This is a genomic window from Lysinibacillus sp. NPDC048646, from assembly GCF_050272295.1.
Classification (GTDB): domain Bacteria; phylum Bacillota; class Bacilli; order Bacillales_A; family Planococcaceae; genus Lysinibacillus.
The window spans coordinates 1-18566 of the sequence record NZ_JBNNLZ010000034.1; the positions used below are offsets into that span (position 1 = coordinate 1).

Annotated in this window: 19 protein-coding genes and 2 pseudogenes; 5 read left to right on the forward strand and 16 right to left on the reverse strand. The window is 35.0% G+C overall.

The features are described 5' to 3' along the window. Positions 1–598, reverse strand: a pseudogene (locus ACQKII_RS22550) (transposase); the annotation flags it as partial. A gap of 80 nt (positions 599–678) precedes the next feature. Further along, positions 679–906, reverse strand: coding sequence for a helix-turn-helix domain-containing protein (locus ACQKII_RS22555; protein ID WP_427462690.1), 228 nt, complete (start codon positions 904–906; stop codon positions 679–681). 477 nt (positions 907–1383) lie between these two features. On the opposite strand from ACQKII_RS22555, the gene ACQKII_RS22560 reads away from it, so the two are divergent. Beyond that, the gene (locus tag ACQKII_RS22560; RefSeq protein WP_427462691.1) at positions 1384–2001 is read left to right on the forward strand and encodes a group-specific protein; all 618 of its coding nucleotides are present in this window, start codon (positions 1384–1386) and stop codon (positions 1999–2001) included. Between the two features lie 469 nt (positions 2002–2470). On the opposite strand, the gene ACQKII_RS22565 is transcribed toward ACQKII_RS22560, so the two are convergent. Beyond that, positions 2471–2632, reverse strand: coding sequence for a hypothetical protein (locus tag ACQKII_RS22565; protein WP_427462692.1), 162 nt, complete (start codon positions 2630–2632; stop codon positions 2471–2473). Between the two features lie 268 nt (positions 2633–2900). Here ACQKII_RS22565 and ACQKII_RS22570 point away from each other — a divergent pair, with 268 nt between their 5' ends. Next, positions 2901–3362 (forward strand): DinB family protein, encoded by a 462-nt coding sequence (locus ACQKII_RS22570; protein ID WP_427462693.1) that lies wholly within the window; start codon positions 2901–2903, stop codon positions 3360–3362. 283 nt (positions 3363–3645) lie between these two features. Then, positions 3646–4131 (forward strand): DinB family protein, encoded by a 486-nt coding sequence (locus tag ACQKII_RS22575; RefSeq protein WP_427462694.1) that lies wholly within the window; start codon positions 3646–3648, stop codon positions 4129–4131. 317 nt (positions 4132–4448) lie between these two features. On the opposite strand, the gene ACQKII_RS22580 is transcribed toward ACQKII_RS22575, so the two are convergent. The 6 genes from ACQKII_RS22580 to ACQKII_RS22605 form a co-directional block, all read right to left on the reverse strand. Then, positions 4449–5654, reverse strand: coding sequence for an EAL-associated domain-containing protein (locus tag ACQKII_RS22580; protein WP_427462695.1), 1206 nt, complete (start codon positions 5652–5654; stop codon positions 4449–4451). 159 nt (positions 5655–5813) lie between these two features. Then, on the reverse strand, positions 5814–6710 hold the full coding sequence (locus ACQKII_RS22585; RefSeq protein ID WP_427462696.1) for a DegV family protein: 897 nt from the start codon (positions 6708–6710) through the stop codon (positions 5814–5816). Between the two features lie 205 nt (positions 6711–6915). Then, positions 6916–8019, reverse strand: a complete 1104-nt coding sequence (locus tag ACQKII_RS22590) for a hypothetical protein (protein WP_427462728.1) — start codon at positions 8017–8019, stop codon at positions 6916–6918. Positions 8020–8033: 14 nt separating this feature from the next. Then, positions 8034–9365, reverse strand: a complete 1332-nt coding sequence (locus ACQKII_RS22595) for an SPFH domain-containing protein (RefSeq protein ID WP_427462697.1) — start codon at positions 9363–9365, stop codon at positions 8034–8036. A gap of 192 nt (positions 9366–9557) precedes the next feature. After that, on the reverse strand, positions 9558–9932 hold the full coding sequence (locus ACQKII_RS22600) for a DUF423 domain-containing protein (protein WP_427462698.1): 375 nt from the start codon (positions 9930–9932) through the stop codon (positions 9558–9560). Between the two features lie 11 nt (positions 9933–9943). After that, positions 9944–10369, reverse strand: coding sequence for an acyl-CoA thioesterase (locus ACQKII_RS22605; RefSeq protein ID WP_427462699.1), 426 nt, complete (start codon positions 10367–10369; stop codon positions 9944–9946). A gap of 827 nt (positions 10370–11196) precedes the next feature. Here ACQKII_RS22605 and ACQKII_RS22610 point away from each other — a divergent pair. Then, positions 11197–11364: pseudogene (locus tag ACQKII_RS22610) on the forward strand (DUF3231 family protein); the annotation flags it as partial. A 64-nt stretch (positions 11365–11428) separates the two neighbouring features. On the opposite strand, the gene ACQKII_RS22615 reads toward ACQKII_RS22610, so the two are convergent. After that, complete coding sequence (locus ACQKII_RS22615) at positions 11429–11584, reverse strand: hypothetical protein (RefSeq protein ID WP_427462700.1); 156 nt, start codon at positions 11582–11584, stop codon at positions 11429–11431. A gap of 595 nt (positions 11585–12179) precedes the next feature. Between ACQKII_RS22615 and ACQKII_RS22620 the strand changes: the two genes are divergently transcribed. After that, on the forward strand, positions 12180–13337 hold the full coding sequence (locus tag ACQKII_RS22620; protein WP_427462701.1) for a Ger(x)C family spore germination protein: 1158 nt from the start codon (positions 12180–12182) through the stop codon (positions 13335–13337). A gap of 396 nt (positions 13338–13733) precedes the next feature. On the opposite strand, the gene ACQKII_RS22625 is transcribed toward ACQKII_RS22620, so the two are convergent. The 6 genes from ACQKII_RS22625 to ACQKII_RS22650 all read right to left on the reverse strand — a co-directional run bounded on the left by ACQKII_RS22625 (position 13734) and on the right by ACQKII_RS22650 (position 18163). Beyond that, the gene (locus ACQKII_RS22625; protein ID WP_369436083.1) at positions 13734–13889 is read right to left on the reverse strand and encodes a hypothetical protein; all 156 of its coding nucleotides are present in this window, start codon (positions 13887–13889) and stop codon (positions 13734–13736) included. A 386-nt stretch (positions 13890–14275) separates the two neighbouring features. Continuing rightward, positions 14276–14779, reverse strand: coding sequence for a MepB family protein (locus ACQKII_RS22630; RefSeq protein WP_427462702.1), 504 nt, complete (start codon positions 14777–14779; stop codon positions 14276–14278). 282 nt (positions 14780–15061) lie between these two features. Beyond that, on the reverse strand, positions 15062–15772 hold the full coding sequence (locus tag ACQKII_RS22635) for an ABC transporter permease (RefSeq protein WP_427462703.1): 711 nt from the start codon (positions 15770–15772) through the stop codon (positions 15062–15064). 12 nt (positions 15773–15784) lie between these two features. Next, positions 15785–16480: an ABC transporter ATP-binding protein gene (locus ACQKII_RS22640; protein ID WP_427462704.1), complete on the reverse strand. Its 696-nt coding sequence runs from the start codon at positions 16478–16480 to the stop codon at positions 15785–15787. A gap of 63 nt (positions 16481–16543) precedes the next feature. Next, positions 16544–17098: a PadR family transcriptional regulator gene (locus ACQKII_RS22645; protein ID WP_427462705.1), complete on the reverse strand. Its 555-nt coding sequence runs from the start codon at positions 17096–17098 to the stop codon at positions 16544–16546. A gap of 393 nt (positions 17099–17491) precedes the next feature. Then, complete coding sequence (locus ACQKII_RS22650) at positions 17492–18163, reverse strand: YqeB family protein (protein WP_427462706.1); 672 nt, start codon at positions 18161–18163, stop codon at positions 17492–17494. Between the last annotated feature and the right edge of the window lie 403 nt (positions 18164–18566).

An 18566-nucleotide genomic window follows, 5' to 3' on the forward strand; every position in this document is an offset into this window, starting at 1 on the left:
GATTTATGCGGCTTATACTGTGCTACTGTATAGTTTGAAACTAGTCCAAGTCCTTTCATTAAACGTCCGATTCGGCGACGTGATACGTGTTTTGGATCTGGTAATTTACTTAGTTCTTTCTTAATTTTACGAGTACCATAATTGTTTCGGCATTCTTTGAAAATGAGTGCAATCTCTTTAGAAATCTCTTTATCTTCTGTTTTAAGCGCACGTTTACCACACAAATCTGCATGATAGTAATACGTACTTTTCGGAATATCGAGGACGTCACACATCGCTGATACAGGATATTTGTGAGTGTTATTTCGAATCACATCTATTTTCGTCCCATGATCAGCGCTGCTTGCTTTAAAATATCATTCTCCATCAGTAAACGTTGGTTTTCTTTGCGTAATTGAGCTAGTTCGTTATCTTCTTCAGAGCGATTATCTTTGGCAGCGAATGAACCGGTTTCTTGATGGTTTTTAATCCAGCGGTCTAAAGCCGAAGGCGTTATATCGTATTCTCGAGCAATATCTGCACGAGATTTTCCATTTTCATAAAGCTTCACTAATTGCAATTTGAATTCAGATGTAAAAGTTCGACGTTGACGTGACATAGTAGCACGCTCCTTTAAGTTGGTAGTCTAAGTGTACTAGCCCTTATTTTTTATGTCCAACTTAGTGTAGCCGATTCATGTTATCGCTCTTCATTCGCAGCTGGATCAATAAGGGACATGCCCGTTTCGTTCATATCATTAAGTACATCCATTTTAAACTCTGTTGAATAACTTATATAGGATTTCATGAAAGCTTCAGTGCCATGATGTTCATATAAACAAACCCAAGTCCTTAATTCTGGTTTATTAATCCCTGCTTCACGAGCAATATGATGGATACTTTGTTGTCCATTTATATAACGTATCACGATTCTTATTTTTCAGCTGAAGTAAATTTGGTCATAAAAAACACCCCGTAAAAGTTAGATTTTATGTCTAACTTTTACGGGGTAGTTCAAAATTTTTGGTGCATTATTTGAAGATATTATACTCAGTCTACCGGTGCTTTTAAAGGGTCAATGTATTTTTCAGGAGGGGGGTATGGTCCTTCAATATCTGGTGTTGCTGATATAAATGGCGTTTCTTTGACAAAAGGAGTTAGTTACCTTGCAAGATTTTCAGGAGAGGCAGTGGAATCCCCTTCTTTAAAAGTATACTATACAAGCCCTTTAGCATATAATAACGGAATAGCTTTTATATACTAGTAATAACTTTTGCTTGAACTATAAATAATAATATCATAATGTTAGGAAAGAAGAGTTCTTTAATATAATTACAATACTTTTGGTAAAATATTAACAATATAATCCAATAATTTTTTTTAAAAAAGAGTGAGGTGCGAATTCATGTTTGATTTAAATAATGCTAAAAATAATCAACTCCATTTAGAAACAATAGCTCCGTACTCTTTAAATTATCTAATATTTATACAAAACTTATTTTTAAATAATAATAGTAATAATAATCCACAGCCTTTATTTCCTGATTTTAACAGTTTGAGTTGGGGTATCTTGCCAAAGGGGAAATTTGACATTAAATTTAAAGAGATATGGAATGAAGTAATATATAAAAATGTGCAAAACCAATATTACGATAGTAATGGGGTTTTGGAAAATGATGGTTCATTCTACCGGCAACTGTTTGATAGAAATGTAAATGGAGAGTTTGGATTTTCAGAAAGTGTTAAATTATTTTTATCTTGGTGGAATGGATTCTATGGAAAAATAGCTATAGAAAGATTATTTGAAAGTGGAGGCGGACAAGAAATATATAATGAGTTATCAAAGTCTCTAAAATTATATAATCTAAATAATAGTCAATTTAAGATAAATATTATTTACGATAAACAACGATTATTTTCTACAACTTCTTCCTCATCTTATGCAGTTTTACCTATTCAAGAACTTTTTTTAAATAGAACAGAAATTGTGTCGAATTTATTAGAAGGGTTTAAAAACCCATAATAATACAAAAAAGGCATTGAGGAAAATTAATTCCCAATACCTTTTTTGTTTATTCCAATATGGAGTAGTTAATGGTAATAGTAAATTACGTACTTATCTAATGATAGAAGTTAATATAAATGTTTTCAACTATATCGTTATCATTATAAAACCAGTGTAAGTTGCTTAGTAATTCTTTAAAATACTCATTAACCTTTTGGTATTCTGTATTTTCCCTCAACCAAAGATAAAACTTATTAAATACTTCTTTAACTAATTCCGCTAAAATCGCTTGAAGCTCGGTTTCCGGAAGAAAGTTTTGAAGTAGCGTAAAAATCGTGTTATTCTTGGGCAAGAGAGATTCCTCATTTCGTAAACAGTTGTTGTGGTGACTACTATTTTACATGAGAATCTCTCTTTTTCTATGCGATTTTATTGGAAGAAACTAGATAATCAACAGGCGTAATTTTTTATATCACAATTTAATTACCTATTGGATTGGACATGGCTTTCCAGGAATACACTTAGGTGGAGGGGGACCACCACTACCTGCTCCTTCCACATTATAAGCACTTGCCACCGAACCAAATGACAAACTTAAAAGCAGAATAGCTGCTGTAGCAACTGAAAATATTGTTTTCTTCTTTTTCATAATTTATTTCCTCCTATATTCAAAATTAGCCTTACAATTGTTATATTCTGCATTATTTGTTAAATTCCTTTAATTTTAGGGATTCTTTTACGCAGTGAAATAGTTAAGACGAAACTTTCTCTAATCACATACTTTTCTTTTTCTTAATACGTTTATTCATATCTTCACCCCTGCACAATATCTTTCTAGTACGACGTATTATCTACGAACCGTTCATCAAAATGATATACTATTCAGAAAAGAATAATTTTAAGGAGATGAAAAGTGAATGTTTGATGCTAAAACCGTATTGTTAGATCAACTTCTAGCTAATGCTAATGATCGTAGTTGGTATATCTCATTCTATGAAGCAGTTGAAGGACTATCTGCAGAAGAAGCATTTTGGAAACCTGATGATTCAAGTCATAGTATTGCTGAAATTGTCCAGCATCTAATATATTGGAATGAAACTTGGCAATTATGGTACAAGGAAAATCAAGTTAATGCCGATTCACAAACCAATAATAAGGATACTTTTCTTGTTAAAGATGCGGATACTTTCGTTGAATTAAAAGAAAAGTTGTTAAAAATACTACTTCAATGGCAAGAACTCATTGAGGAAGAGCAACTTTTATCTATTGTAAATGGATATCCTGTGAAGGCTGAATGGTGGGCAATAATATCTAATGCCGCAACTCATAATGCATACCATATTGGACAACTAGCATATATTCGTAAAATGGAAAAATAGAAATTTATCTGTTATGCCTTTGGAAGCAAAAAATTTAATTCGTCCTAAATTAATAGCTGGCACTTCTATTTCATCAGTTAATAGCTTTTGCTTATTTACTACCTTAACTCGTTTTAGACCACCCATCATGAAGTGGGCTTTTTATGGATTATTTAACTTAATCCCCCTATGGCTTAATAAGCAACCCTTTATTTTCTATACTCGATTCTACAATTTAAAGGATTATTTCCAAAGAATGAAGAATATAAGATAAGAAAAGTCAGAAAAATTAAGGAGTGGCAACATGATTCATGATATAAAGGAATATGTAAATTATTTAGATGGTATTCATAAACGAACGATGCAATATGTGAAAGTAATACCTAATGAGCTCATAAGTTGGAAGCCTTCTGAAGATAAATTTTCTACAGGTGATTTATTGCGACATATTGCATCATCTCGATTGATGTTTCTTGGTATATTTGAACATGGTTCGTGGATATACACAGGACATGATACTAGTAAGGGTGCTTCTCTTGAGGATATTTCAAATTATTTAGAGGCATGTCAGATTAAACTAACAGAGGGTCTATTAAAAGTTGGCAACGATGTGTTGACAAAAAAGGTTTTAACCCTTCATGGTCATGAAGTTAGTGTGTGGAGAATACTTATGGCAATTCCAGAACATGAAATCCATCACCGCGGACAAATATCCACATATTTACAAATGAACAAAGTTGAACCACCTCAAATTTTCGGATTAAAAATTGAGCAAGTTAAAACATTATAATTTTATAAAAGAGCCTTGGACATCATCGTATATCCAAACATTACATTAACGAGTTAGAAAAAAGTAATAAACCTTGTACAGTCAGATTACTCCACAATTTATTTAAAATCGCTATCAATGCAGTACAAGAAGAAATTTTACTTCGAAATCATTTTACCAAAATCGCATTTGATGAAACAACTAACGTCTCCAATAAAGCAGATGAAAATTATTTAACCTGAAGAATTAGGGCTGTTTTTGAAAACTGCTAAGGACTAAATTTGGGGTACAATGTACTTTTTGTACCCCTAACCCTTGATATATCAACGTTTTAAAGACTATCTAAATATATTATGTTCATAAAGAAAATCATAGGAAAGATCGACAAACAGGTATTCATGTTCATTGATTGCAATCGAAAATGTGCGTGTAATTTCTCCTGTCTCAATATCTCGATACAGTTCAGAAATTTCTCCACTTTGATCATTTCGCATTTTAATAATCGTTTGGAGGAAATATGGACGCCAACTCCAGTTTTTATTAATAGCACTTGGTTGTAATTCCCACTGTCCTTCTACACGCATCACGTTGGGCGTTAGCTGAAACCCGTCTTCATTACAAATATATAATCGGAAAGAATAGCGATCTAACAGCTGTGCTAAATATTCTAAATGGGCAATGTCATCACTAGAAGGTTTGACACGGTGAACGATTGCCTCTAACTCTTCCTGTAACTTCTTAAGTTCAAAATACTGCGCCTCAAGCATTTTCTTTTCTGAGGTAATGAATCGTTGACATTCCTGTTTAAACCTTTCCTTCAGCACATCTTTTTCCACAAAATTTATGGCTGCATTAGCCAAGTAAGGTCCTTGATAGAAACGTCCCCCATTTTTCCAAGCAAATTGCAATTGATAGACAGTTCCGATACCTTCAAATAATAAGTTTGCGCCAATTTTATATGCTAAACTTCCAATTGCTGAAATCATGTCTGATTGGGCTGACCAGGAATCATAATTCAATTCACGAATATTCACTTTTAAAATCTGTGGAGAAAGTAGAGCAATATGCTCTAAATGACTTTCAGCTCCTACCTCTTGTACAGCAATTTTCACGCCGAAAGTTGTAAAATAACGCAGGGCATGATGTAATTTATTGATATCTCCTAAAAAGCGATGTTCAGATACAACCAACACTATGCGATGTAAATCTTCTTCACGTAAATATTGTTGTATAATATTAAAATGGCTTTCCCCAAAATCTTGCATCAATAAATTGGGGTTACTTGGAATATAGATGTCAATTTCATTTGCTACTTCCTCTATTTTTGCTAAAGCAGCATGCAAAATTTTATGTTCCATATCTATTCTATATTCTTCTGGAATATCCTCATTATTCACAAAATCTTTTAAGTTAATTTGTTGACCTTCAATTTGTAAATGTCCGGAAATTTCGTAGGCAATCACCGTATGCGCATCTGCGCTAAATATAGGTTGAAAATACCCATTTATTTGGTCTAAATTTGTTAACACTTCAATTGCATCCATTGTCGAAACCTCCATACTTGAATAACTCACCTACTGTTATTCAAAAATAACATCACATTCACAGTTCATTAAATGAAAAAGCTCTCTGACTGTATGATAATTTGTTTATCGGAAATTCGCAACTTCACATGCCTTTATTTAAGAAAATAAATGTTTCACTTATATTGTCACTAATTCTTTTTCCTGTTGCTTGTACGGAGCTAGCTCAGGTTGACATACCCAGCTCAAGCCAAGTGTGCCTTCCCCTGCATGAACACCAACACATGCACTCAATGGCAAAATATAAAAATTGATAAGAGGGTATGCTTTTTCAAGTAATGCCTTCCAACACACAGCACCTTCTTCATTGTTACAGTGAATGACAGCTACCTCAGGAATATTACTTGACTCTAAATCTATCATTAACAGCTTTTCTACATATGCTTTTGCTTTAGTTGCTGTTCGTATTTTTTCTTTCATCACAACTTTTCCATTATCAAAGGAAATAACGACTTTAATGTTTAAAAGGTTGCTTAAAAAGGCCTGTGTCCCTGTAACTCGCCCACTTTTGTGCAATTGCGATAAACTCGATGGGATAAAGGATAACTTACTATGGTCTGCAAGCTCATTAATTCTTTCAACGATAGCGTCTGGTTCAAAGCCCTCTCTTTCTAATTGCTGCCCAAGCTCAATCATTTTCATCATTGGGAAAGAGCCAATTTTTGAATCGACTGGATGCACTTCAAATTGTGCTTGCTCCGCTGCTGTGAAAGCGCTTAAATAAGTGCCCGATAAATGCTGCGATGTGTGAATAGCAATTGCACAAGCATAGCCTTGTTGCTTTAATGTTTGATATAATTCTACCACTTCACCAATGGCAGGTTGCGACGTCTTTGGGTGTGTTTTGGCATTGCGTAATTTATCGTAAAACTCGTCATGTGTCATATCAACAGTTTCACGTAATGCCCCTTCTTCAAATACAATATTCAGTGGTAGTACGTGAATTTGATTGTCCTGTATGAATTTTTCGTCTAACAATGCTGCTGTATCTGTAACCCATGCAATTTTCTTTTTCATTAAATGCTGTGCTCCTCATCTATCGTGAAATATTATTACCAGTATAGCTTATGCAACTATACATAGAGAGTACCGTGATGAATAGTGACATTTATCATACTCGCTTAATTTATTTACATCATTCGACATTATTTCGACAATTTTCTTCATAAAAAAAGCAATGTTCCCGCAGTATGTTAACCATACTGCAAGAATATTGCCATGACTATTCAGACATAAAGAAATACCAGATACATGCAATAACAATTAATGATAAGAGAACTGCAATGGTTACGCGTAGTGGTGAGATTGGTGCATCGCCGCCCACACGACCTGTTTGACCATTTACCATAAAGCGGTAAATTTTCTCTTTGTAGCGGAAGGAAGATAGCCAAATTGGTAACATTAAATATTTATATGTAATGTCATCATGGTTCGTAGAGAAACGCAAATTTGACACAACATCTGCGTGTTTTTCACGCCGAATTTTTGTTGTTATTTGCGCATGAAGGTGATCTTGAATATCATTCTTCGCTTGATGCCATCCATCCTGCAAACCGATGCTATATCGTTCTGACAGAAAACCGGTCACATATTCAGGCTTATAAGATTTATTATTCAGCAAATTAAATGGTTCGATTTTACGCATCATATCTCGATCATACCGTGTTGTAGCACTTACCAAATGATCGTCAATAAACTCTTGATAGAAGCCACTTGTCGAATACCAATCTGTCTCAGTACGCGTATTACCATCTTTATCTGTCACTGTTCGATGTTTACCATAGCTAGCCGAGTATCGTGAGCTTGTTTTTGTATCAAACGTCCAATAAGGTAGGTACACCCCCTTAAAGGAATCTGGCTTTGCACTTATTTTTGCAGCTTTTGGCGTAAACCATCTTCCTTTAATCCATTTTTGAAAATGATCGCCTGCTTGTTTGTCTGTCACCTCGAACGCACAAACCCCATTTGGCGCAAGTGTATTTTCTGCACTTGCCTCCATTACCTGATTAGAACCACAGTAAGGGCAACTGTCAGCGACTTGTAATGCATCGTAAATTGTCTCCGCCGCACAGGCTTTACAAATAACTGTTTTTTTCTCAACACCCCAATTAAAATTACCACGTTCCTCAGCTTGAGCAAAATCCATTTCCTGTGCTACTTTTTCTTCTTCTTTTTCTGGGGTTGCAATTTCTGTCTCGAAGCCACAATAAGGACAAGTTAACTTTCCTATGGCTGGGTTAAATTCAATGGATGCACTACATGATGGACATTCAGCGTCGAATTCAAGCTTTGCTTCTTTGACGTTTTCTACTTCTTGTGCCGTCATCATTAGTCATCCCCTTACTTCCTATCATTTTCATCGAAAACATCACCACATTCTGGACAGAATTTTGGTGGATTCTCCACATTTTCTGGCTCCCAACCGCATTTATCGCAAGCAATTTGCAATGCTCCAATCGGTTTTTTTGCACCACATTCACTACAAAACTTTCCCTTATTGACCCCACCGCATGTACATGCCCAGCCTTCTGCCTTTGGTTTTGATGCACCACAATTCGAACAGAATTTCCCTGTATTTTCATGCCCACACGCACATGTCCATGCATCTGGTGTTGCCGCCGATTGTGCCTGCGTGGATGCTTGTGCCATTTGCGTTTGTTTATTTTGCTCGTTCATTTGGAATAGCTGCCCTGCATTGACACCGCCTGCTTGCGTTGCCATGTTCAAACCCATAAAGCCAGCCATTGCGCCACCTTCATTTTTAGCAGCTGCAATCATTGCCTCAGCCTGTGCCCCTGTTAAATGAGCGGCTGCCATGCCAGGATCACGCATCACTGCGTTACGTTGCAATTGTTTCAACATTGCTTCATCTTCTTCAGACGCTTTTAAAGAACTTATTCCAAATGACACAACTGCCAGCCCACGTGTTGCTAGCCATTTTTCCGATAACACCTTGTTTAATGCATCGGCTAAGGCCATTGTATGTGCTGGTATTTCACTATAACGCACACCACTTGCTGAAATTTGGGCAAAGGCCGGTTGTAATGCTGTCATGAGTTCTGTTTTTAATTGACTATCAATCGCATCGCGTGTAAATTCACGTTCCACATTCCCACATACATTTGTATAGAATAATAATGGATCAACAATTTTATACGAATATTCCCCATGACAACGAATAGCAATATCAATATCCAAACCAATGTTTCTATCTATGACACGGAAAGGAATAGGTGCGGGTGTACCATACTTATTACCAATAATTTCTTTTTTATTGAAGTAATACACGCGTTGATCTTTCGCTGTTTCACCGCCAAAAGTAAATCGTTTTCCGATTTGTTTAAACGTTTCCATAATGTTCGAAGAAAGATCATTGCCATACATAATTGATGGTTCTGTTGAGGTATCATATACATATTCGCCAGACTCTGAAGAGAATTCTACTACTTTCCCTTGCTCAACAATCATCATACATTGGCCTTCATTAATCGCAAGAATGGAGCCATTGCTAATAATGTTATCATTCCCTTTATTCGTTCCACGTTTAGAAGTACGCTTTACACCCTTCGTTACAAGAACGTCTGCTGTTAGAGACTCACAATAGAAATACTCACGCCATTGATCTTCTAATACGCCTGCTAATGCACCAACGCCTGCTTTTAATAAACCCATATCTATTCCCACCTTCAAAAAATATCTTACGCTTATTTTATCATTAAAAATAACTTACTCACTACTGTATTACGCAAGAAAGGACATTTTGTTTCATTTTTTTCAATCAATCGATATAAATTTGGTTTTGCTTTCAACAGTTTCCCAATGAAATCAAAAAAAGATGCTGCACAAAGTGTACAGCACCTTCTGTTATGCAAGAGCTTTAATGGCTACAAGTATCCAAGCGACAATAAATAACATGCCACCGATTGGTGTAATAGCTCCTAGTTTTTTTACCCCTGTAACTGCAAGCGTATATAAACTGCCTGAGAAGAAAATAATGCCTGCGAACATGAAATAGCCTGCCCAAGAAAGCATACTAGATGTTCCTAAAAGTGCATCACTAGATAAAATACCAAGAACAAGTAGACCTAGGGAATGATACATATGATATTGTACGGCCGTTTCCCAAATGACCGCATATCGTGGCGTCGAAAATTTATCTTTTAATGCATGTGCTCCAAATGCTCCAAGTACCACCCCAAGACAAGCCATAACAGCGCCTAAACCTAGTAAAATTTCCATAAGTTGTTCACCTATTTTTGCTCAAGCGCAATTTCTTTATATTTTGCATCCCACACAGGATCAATTTTACTTAGCGAGACAGGTCTTAGCGTTTCTTTCTGAGCTAAAATATGTACTGACTGCGCCGTAGCAGCGACTGTTCCATCCTCATGTAAAATTTCATAGCCATATGTTGTACGTAAACGGTCGTGCTTTTCCACCCATGTGCGTACTGTTGCTACCTGTCCGTAATGCATAGCTGCCTTATATGAAATGGATAAATCCATCACTGGCGATACATAGCCTTCTTTTTCTAATGCCGCATACTCAAAACCAGCATCGCTCACTAGTTGTGTACGTCCAATCTCCATCCATATGATGTAGTTTGCGTGGTACACCACACCCATTTGATCTGTTTCGGCATAGCGAATCTCAATCTGTTTTTCACTTACTAACATTTTCTTCACCTCGTTTATCATTATAGCGTAAAAATGTTGATTTGGCGGGGTTTTTGCTCTAGGAATGATGAAACGTTGAAAAATGAAGGGGTGCTCTTTTTGGTATATAATTTAAAAATTGATTTACTTCACGTTCTCCTATAACGTTACTTGCTCGGTTTTGAATCTCTCTAACCTTCTACTCATAAGGTAATACACCATGTGGATAAAACTGCGCTGGTCGAGTAGCCTCATAGCTCACTGGATCACTGTTGCCCCCTCTAGCTTTTGGCAACTTAGCTTCGATACCCCAAATAGCGGTTTTAATACCACTGTATTCGACTTCTTTGACCTGTTCGTCTTTGTTTTTCGCTATTTTGTTGCAAGACCATCCAGGAATAATCCTTTAGCCATTGATCCAACATATATTTATTTGCCCATTAGGTTTGCACGCCTAAGTTGTGGTATAATGATGTTGATAAGCACCATCAAAAGGCATAATCAATTCTAGGCTGTAGCGTCTGATCACGTTGCGGCTTTTTTTATGTATTGGTAACCTTAATTTGCACACACTAATATTGAGTGTCTTCGCACACACTTATAGAGGCTGTGGCGTTGGTTGACCGCTGCGGCTTTTTTTTTATAGCAATAGGTAAGACTTTGAGGTTATCTCCATCTTTTCCCCTGCTCCACACCGTACGTGAACCTTTCAGCTCATACGGCGTTCCATCTTAATCTTTTAGACTAAAGCAACGAAATTGGTTTAATTTCTTCAATTGTTTACCATCCAATTGGAGAAGGCTCTTATATCGTTCAATCGTCTCTGTTCCTGTAGCGTGGATTAATTTGTGAACATTTCTATGCAAATGGGCATGTCTATTAGAGAAGATGTTGCCTTAATGTATGGTCAATTTCATACAAGCAAAACACAGCTTGGTGCCAAACTCTTACGTCTTAATAAAACTAAAGGTTGGTTAGTTCCACCACCATTACATGTAGATTATCCAGAAAAATAACTTTTATATAACCTGATAAACCGTTTTCCCCAGTATAAAACTGGGGATTTTTCAGTTTTTGTGTTTACAGATTCTCTTCTTTTTGTTCTTTTACTTCGTTTGAATTCTTAATTTGTTCCTTTGTAAGATCATTCTCTTCGCGTACATCTAAATCGTCAGGACTTAAATCATTCCCAAATTCTTCTCGATCTATGTCCTTATTTCTTTTTTCCCTCGTCATATTTATCACCTCCAGTAAATACACTTTCCCTTTTTGAGTGATTTATACTTGAAGGATTGTACAATAGGTAAGAGGTTGAAGTTATCTCCCTTTTTCCCCTGCTCCACACCCACCGGTGGCTTTTATATTTTCAATTTGAACATTTTTTAATCAATCAGCTACTAACAAAATGTCTGCAGGTAGGTTGTTCCATTGTCCTAAATAATCATTGTTTCTTCTTTGCTATTCTTAGGTAATCATAGGGCCTGCTCAAGAACTACCTCTGGGCGAAATCGTATTAGGGGCAGATTTGAAAATGATTCTTGCCATATCAACAATACAGTTCGTATGATTACTGTTGTTAAATCTCATTAGTTATATAGGTTACAGAAGCTAGGTACGGTCTGAGGTGCATCGAATACATATTAAAAGATTAAACATTGGTCAGGTGCGGCAAGAAGTCCTTCAAAGTAAAACTGAAGGGCTGCTCCGTACTCTTTAAGAGAAGTTTTTAATTACTCATAATCTTCTCGTTTTTTGTCCATGCTTAAAATGTATCAATTAAAGCCCTCAGTACATTAAGATTACAAAGGACTTCTAAAAAGTAGGGGAAAAAATGAAGAAAAAAATTATATTAATAATAAGTCTAACTGCAACACTTTTTCTTTCGGGATGTTGGGATGTATCGGAACCACAAAGAATGTATTATATTCTTGGAGTCGGTATTGATTTCAAGGATGACCAATATGAAATATTCATGCAAATTATCGACTTTGCAACTGTAGCTAAATCTGAGCAACCAAATCAAACTTCAACACAGGCTGAAATTGGACGTGCTAAAGGAAAAACGATGGAGGAGGCATTTTTTAAATTATATCGTTCCATCGATCAAAAAGTATTCTGGGGACATATGACCCACCTTATTTTGTCAGAAGAAGCAATGAAAAGTGAGCATGCTGTACCAATTATCGACAGTTTTCTACGTCATAGGGAAACAAGATATCAAATTTGGGCTTATTCCACACAAGATTCTATTGAAGAAATTCTTTTAATCACACCTATCATCAACAAATCTCTTACAGCTTCGAAACTGAGTAACCCACTCAATTCAGGTGCACAAGAATCATTTGTTGAACCCATTAATTTACGGAAGTTAATAGTTGGATTGAATGAACCAGGCCATGAAGTCAGTATTCCATTAGTGACTGTTAATAAAAAATGGCAGACAACAGACCAGTCATCCGTGGAAACTGCTTTAACAGGTGTAGGTGTACTTTCAAAAGATGGTTTTAAAGGTTTTATCAAGGATGATGCTGCGAGAGGTATGCAATGGATGCTGGGTGAAAAGAGCCGAGGTGAAGTAACCTTTAAATTAGAAGGTCGGGAAAATGATTACTTAACAGTAGATTTAGAAAAATTAAGTCTAGACGTAAAACCAATTGTAAAAAACAATCATGTTAAATTTGAAATAGCTATAACTTTTAATGCAATAGTTAATGGTTTCAAAGGAAAAGTAACCTCCGATGAAATAAGAGAGGGCATCGTTAAACAAATTAAAAAAGATATTAAAGCAACCTATGAAGAAGCATTAAAAATGGATATTGATATTTTTCGCTTATCAGAATATCTATATCGAAATAACGTAAAAACATGGAAAACATTAGAAGTAGACGGTAAGATACCATTGACTGGAGAGTCAATTAGCAAATTAGATATTCATGTAAATAAAGTTAGTCCTGGTAGAAAAACATTTGATGAAACAATTGAAGAATAACTTTGAACCACTCACGACTGAAGTCACGAGTGTTCTCGTCGAATCCATAAAAAGATCGATTTCCTAATTCATATGTAATCAGGCTTTTTGTTTATAGTGTTCGTTCCCCAACCGAAATCAGTAACCCTTAAAATGCCCAAATCATCTGGAAGAAAAATTTTAAAAATCCAGTATTATGGTGAATTAGCCCGATTGTATCTAGACTTGATCGGGCTAAACTTATTTTATTCTACTATCGTTACTATTGAATTGTCATATGTAAACCATCCAAATGGTCAATGGTCATCGTTTCATTCTATAAATTCTTTTACATGTTTATCACTAGCTATCGACAATATTGACGCAGCTATTTCTATCCACCTCACCTTTTTTTTGTTTTAACGTACAAAAAAGACATCACTTGGACGTCTTTAATGTTTTATCAATATCCTCAATTAACCGATCTACTTGTTCCTTCGTAATTTTAATGACATATAACTCTTTACGTTCTCCGATATGACGTCGTTTCTGGTGTTTGGGATACTGATAATCGAATGACGTATCTTTTTCCATAAACTCACCTCTTAAAGCTATATTCAATATAAAGTATAACAAACTTTCAATAAAAAGGAAATTAACTATATATATTATCACTCGGACCAACTTCTCATGCTCTATCTTTTTGCAACTCTTTGTTGATTACTACAAACTATTTTTGCGTAACTATCCAATCCAAGAGTCGAGCATCGATCAACATTTGATCTTGTATTTCTATAATAGTTACCATTAATTAAAAGGTGAATATGACCAAAAAGAACACAACGTTGAAAAACTTATCGCTGTTGTTCGATAAGTTTTGATTGACCATTTAAAAGCAATAGATGTTAATTGTTGTCAAATATTCAAGCAAACAAATGCCTTTTTGTATTGTTTTAAGTCATTACATTTATGTTTATTTTTTAAGAATATAGTTCCACTATTCGTTGATTAGTCAATGTATTATTATCAGTTAAATCGATGAAATATGGTAATTGCCATTTTTGAGTAGTCACTGCTTGCTTATTTTTTGGTTTATCCCAACTAGGATAGACTCTGATTGCCATCTTACCTTTTTTATCATCTGTTCTTAGAATACCTTTTTTCATCAGAAGTTCCTTTGGGAAAACAAACTGACCGACCTTATTATCTTTAAAGGTAGTGATAACTAATAAGTCTGGAAAATCTTTGGAATTATATGCCTGATTTTTATTGCCGTCATCTTTCTCCCAAAAAGTTACAAATTGTCCGATTTTAGTTGGAGTTATTTTAGCTACCCTAAAGCGAATAGGTTTCAAATTTAAAGTGAACTTCCCCGCTCCATATTCTGCGTTTTGTTGTTCCTCTTGAATGTTGCCAATGATTAGATTATTCGGTTCATATATCTTATTATTAATAAAAGTTACTGCATTATAAAAAGTGTTCATGATTTCTTTCTTCCTTGTTAAATGTATTTTGTATTTTCTTTGTCTAATATTATCATAGCCTTGTTATTTTTATTTTCAGACTGTTGTTACTGTGTATGTCTTTTTACATAACTTCCCTCTCATTAGCCAAACTTGAGTGTTAATGCTGTCTTTCGTTTCCCTCCTACGTTGTACTATAGTTCTTTTAATCGCATGATCAAATGGCATAAATCTATTCTCGCTGGATCGCCACACGCTACAGTCAGTTTACGGTACTCTTGCCTCTGGCTTCCTTAACAATACCTATCGATCACTATAATTAAATGATTTTAAAGATACAATGAGTGACAATGCAAAACATCCTATTAATACTAGTAGTGACTGTCCCCAAATACTAAAATTATTTAATAATGCCCCTTTAATACCGTTTAGAAACCATTCGAATGGATTTACTACACTGATATATTGTATAAGATTAGGTGCTTTTTCCATTGTGAAAAAGGCATTACTACAAAGTAGCATAGGTATCATTAGTAAATTCGCCGTCATACTTAGGTGCCCTTCATTCTTCACTAGACTTGACACAAAAAAACTTAAAAATACAAAGCTTAATGATGCTATCAGAATAATAGGTGCCATGAAAATTAGAGCCATTAATGACAAGTTCAATTGGTTAATGACTACAGAAAACAACAGCACTATATATGCAAGGGTAATGGCTATTAAAGACCATGAACTCGCAACACCCACGATATACTTCCATAAAGGCATGGGTGTTGCATGAAGTAAATTATAAACGCCCCTCTTTCTTTGGGACAACGACACAAAAGCTGTCGTCATGAATGAATAAAAGAATACGCTAACGGCAATAAGTCCATCTACATAGTTTTCTGAATAGCTTGGGACAAACATCCTTAAGGCTATAATCGCAGCAAATGGCATTAAAATCGACCAAAAAAGTAGATACATATCTTTCATACTTGATTTCAAATTTAACATAAAAACAGTCTTCATTCGCTCACTCCCTCAACTCGTTAATTCGAAAAATAGATCCTCTAGGTTTTGAGCATGATATTGCTCTAATAAATGATTCGGCGAACCATTTGCTATTATTTTCCCTTGGTTCATAATGATGATTCTGTCAGCAACTTTTGTTACTTCCAACATATCGTGAGAAGAAAATAGCACTGCAACCCCGTTGTCCTTCAGGCTTTTAATCATACGCTGTATGTCCTTTTGCCCCCTTGGATCTAATCCAGCAGAAGGTTCATCCAAAATTACTAGTTTGGGATTATGCAAAGTTGTTACAAGAATGGCTAAGCGTTTTTGTTGCCCTATAGATAACTTGATAGCAGGTGTCTTTTTAGCCTGTAACAAGTCAAAGGAGGCGAGCCTTTCATCAATTATCTTGTTTGTTAGCACAACATTATAAAATGCAGCGAATAACTTTAAATTATTTTCCACAGTATAGCCTTCGAAAAAAGGTGTTGATTGAAGTTGCGTTCCAATTTCCTTTTTGAAATCAGGTGTCCAATAAGCAATGGTCCCAGAGTCTTGCGGAAGTATACCAAGAAGCATACTGATAGTTGTAGTTTTCCCGGCTCCATTAGAACCAATAAGCGCAATAATTTCTCCTTCTTCGATTGCAAGGCTGATGTTATCAATGACACGTCTTTTCTTGTAACTTTTTGTTAAATGACAAGCATTAATTAATTTTTTCACCTTTTGCCCTCCTATTCAACATTGTATACTCAACTTTGAACATATAGATATTTTTTAACTCCCTCAATTGAGAGAGTTATTTTCATCTTTTCTTATTATTTGAATTGCTTGATTAACGAATTTTAACTGTACTTTCACTATTTCTAACATATTATCAAATGCTAATTGCGTTAACGTTGGAATCTCTCCTTGCATGGCATTCAATTTAGCTTGATAGCCTGCAGCTATTGCCTTTTCTTCACCTTCCAAGATTTTTTTCTGCTTTTCTAAGGCACAAACAGCTTTCTCATCTTGAAGTTTACATGCAAAAGCAACACCAGAATACAAGGTAGTAGGATAAACGACTGAAGATTTTTCAAGAGCTTCGATAATTAAATCTTGCTCATATGCTTTTCCCTTTTCAGTAATTTGGTAAATAACCTTTTGTCTATGTCCTGTGGATTCAATGCTTGCCACTTCTATATAACCTTCTCTTTCAAGCTTTTTCAATGCATTATATATAGAGCCGATTAGAACACCGCCCCATCTTTCAGCATCATTCATCTCAAGCATTACTTTAATTTCGTACCCTGTCATTGGTTTTAGTCCTAGCATAGCAAGTACTAATAATTTTGTCATTAGATCACCTTTTTATATTCAACGTTGAATAAATTGACTATAACTTTACTTTTATGGTTTGTCAATATGTAAAAAATTGGTTTATTGGACTTTGCTTGTCAGTGTATCCAATACGCTGGTACTTACTTTGTATTTGTCTGTTAGGCAAGGGATTACTTAGTAACACTTTCATCTGCTATTTTGCCCTTGAAAATATCCATCATTAATAATTTTAAAAAAGATCACTTCCTTATAGAAAGTGACCCAAAACAGGAGAGTTTTTTGTAAGGCTAGATTAGCTTTACACTTCTATTATTATGCGCTGAAAGCTATTTTTGACTAGTCATTTATCTGTGAAGTATTTAATTTACAAGAGATTAAAAAGGAAATTCCTTCGTATTAAATCTTTGTCGTTTATCGATAATATTGACTTTTATCTTTTTCTTTAACTGATACTCTTAGTTTCCAAAGCTCTTTAGCCAACTGAAATACTTCTTCATCCTCACTTTTTTCAATCGCTACTTTCCTAGCTTTTAATAAAGCATTAGCTGCTGGTGATAAATCAGGACAATCCACCACCCATTTTTTATAATCTTCTTTAAATGGATCAATATCACTCCATAGATAATTATGTTTTATAAAGGCAGCACTCACTGTATTTCTATTAAGCTCTTGCTTATATCGGAAAAGTTCTTTCTCATCGTTACCTAACACAACTATTTGTTTTCCATCCATAAATACAAGTGAGATATCTTCCTTTTTTAAGATAGTTTCATCCTCTCTAAGTTTAAAAATAACTTTCTCATCGTATAGAGTCATTTCTAAGCTTTCATGAAAAGACAATAAAGTCAATGCAATTCCCGCAATCAAACCAAGGACCAATGTTATCAAACCTACCCAAGCTCCATTATAGGATGCGATTAAGTTTAAAGGTCCCTGAAAGAAAGGCACCCACGGCAAAGTACTTGCCCATTTAGCAATACTCGGAAGAAACCAACCTAGAACTAAACCGATAAGTGGAAAACCAAGCCACAAGATAACTTTATCTGTTTTTGAAAAATTTAATACTGTGTGATTATTATTCATTGTTTCACCTTTCTTACTTAACGTTAGGTAAATAATAACCCCAACTAAGCTTATTGTCAAAATTCTATATAAATTTTTCTAAAGAATTTCTTAGAAATCTTTTTATACTATCTTTTTCCCTAGCCATTTCGGAACAAATTCTATTTTGAAAATCTGCTCTATCAAAGTTAATGAATATGATTTACATGGGGATTATGCGCTATAACTACCGCATTAACAAAGACCAATACTTTTAAATTGAAAACGTTGTACCAGCTATTATAGACAAAAAAGATTTTGAAGAAGCCCAGCGTTTACTATCCACTCGTTCAAAAAGTGTAATTAAATGTGCTCGATGTGGTTCTTCCATGTCAAGTAAACAATCATCTGGAAAAGCTCGTGCTTATAGCTAATAAATGATGAA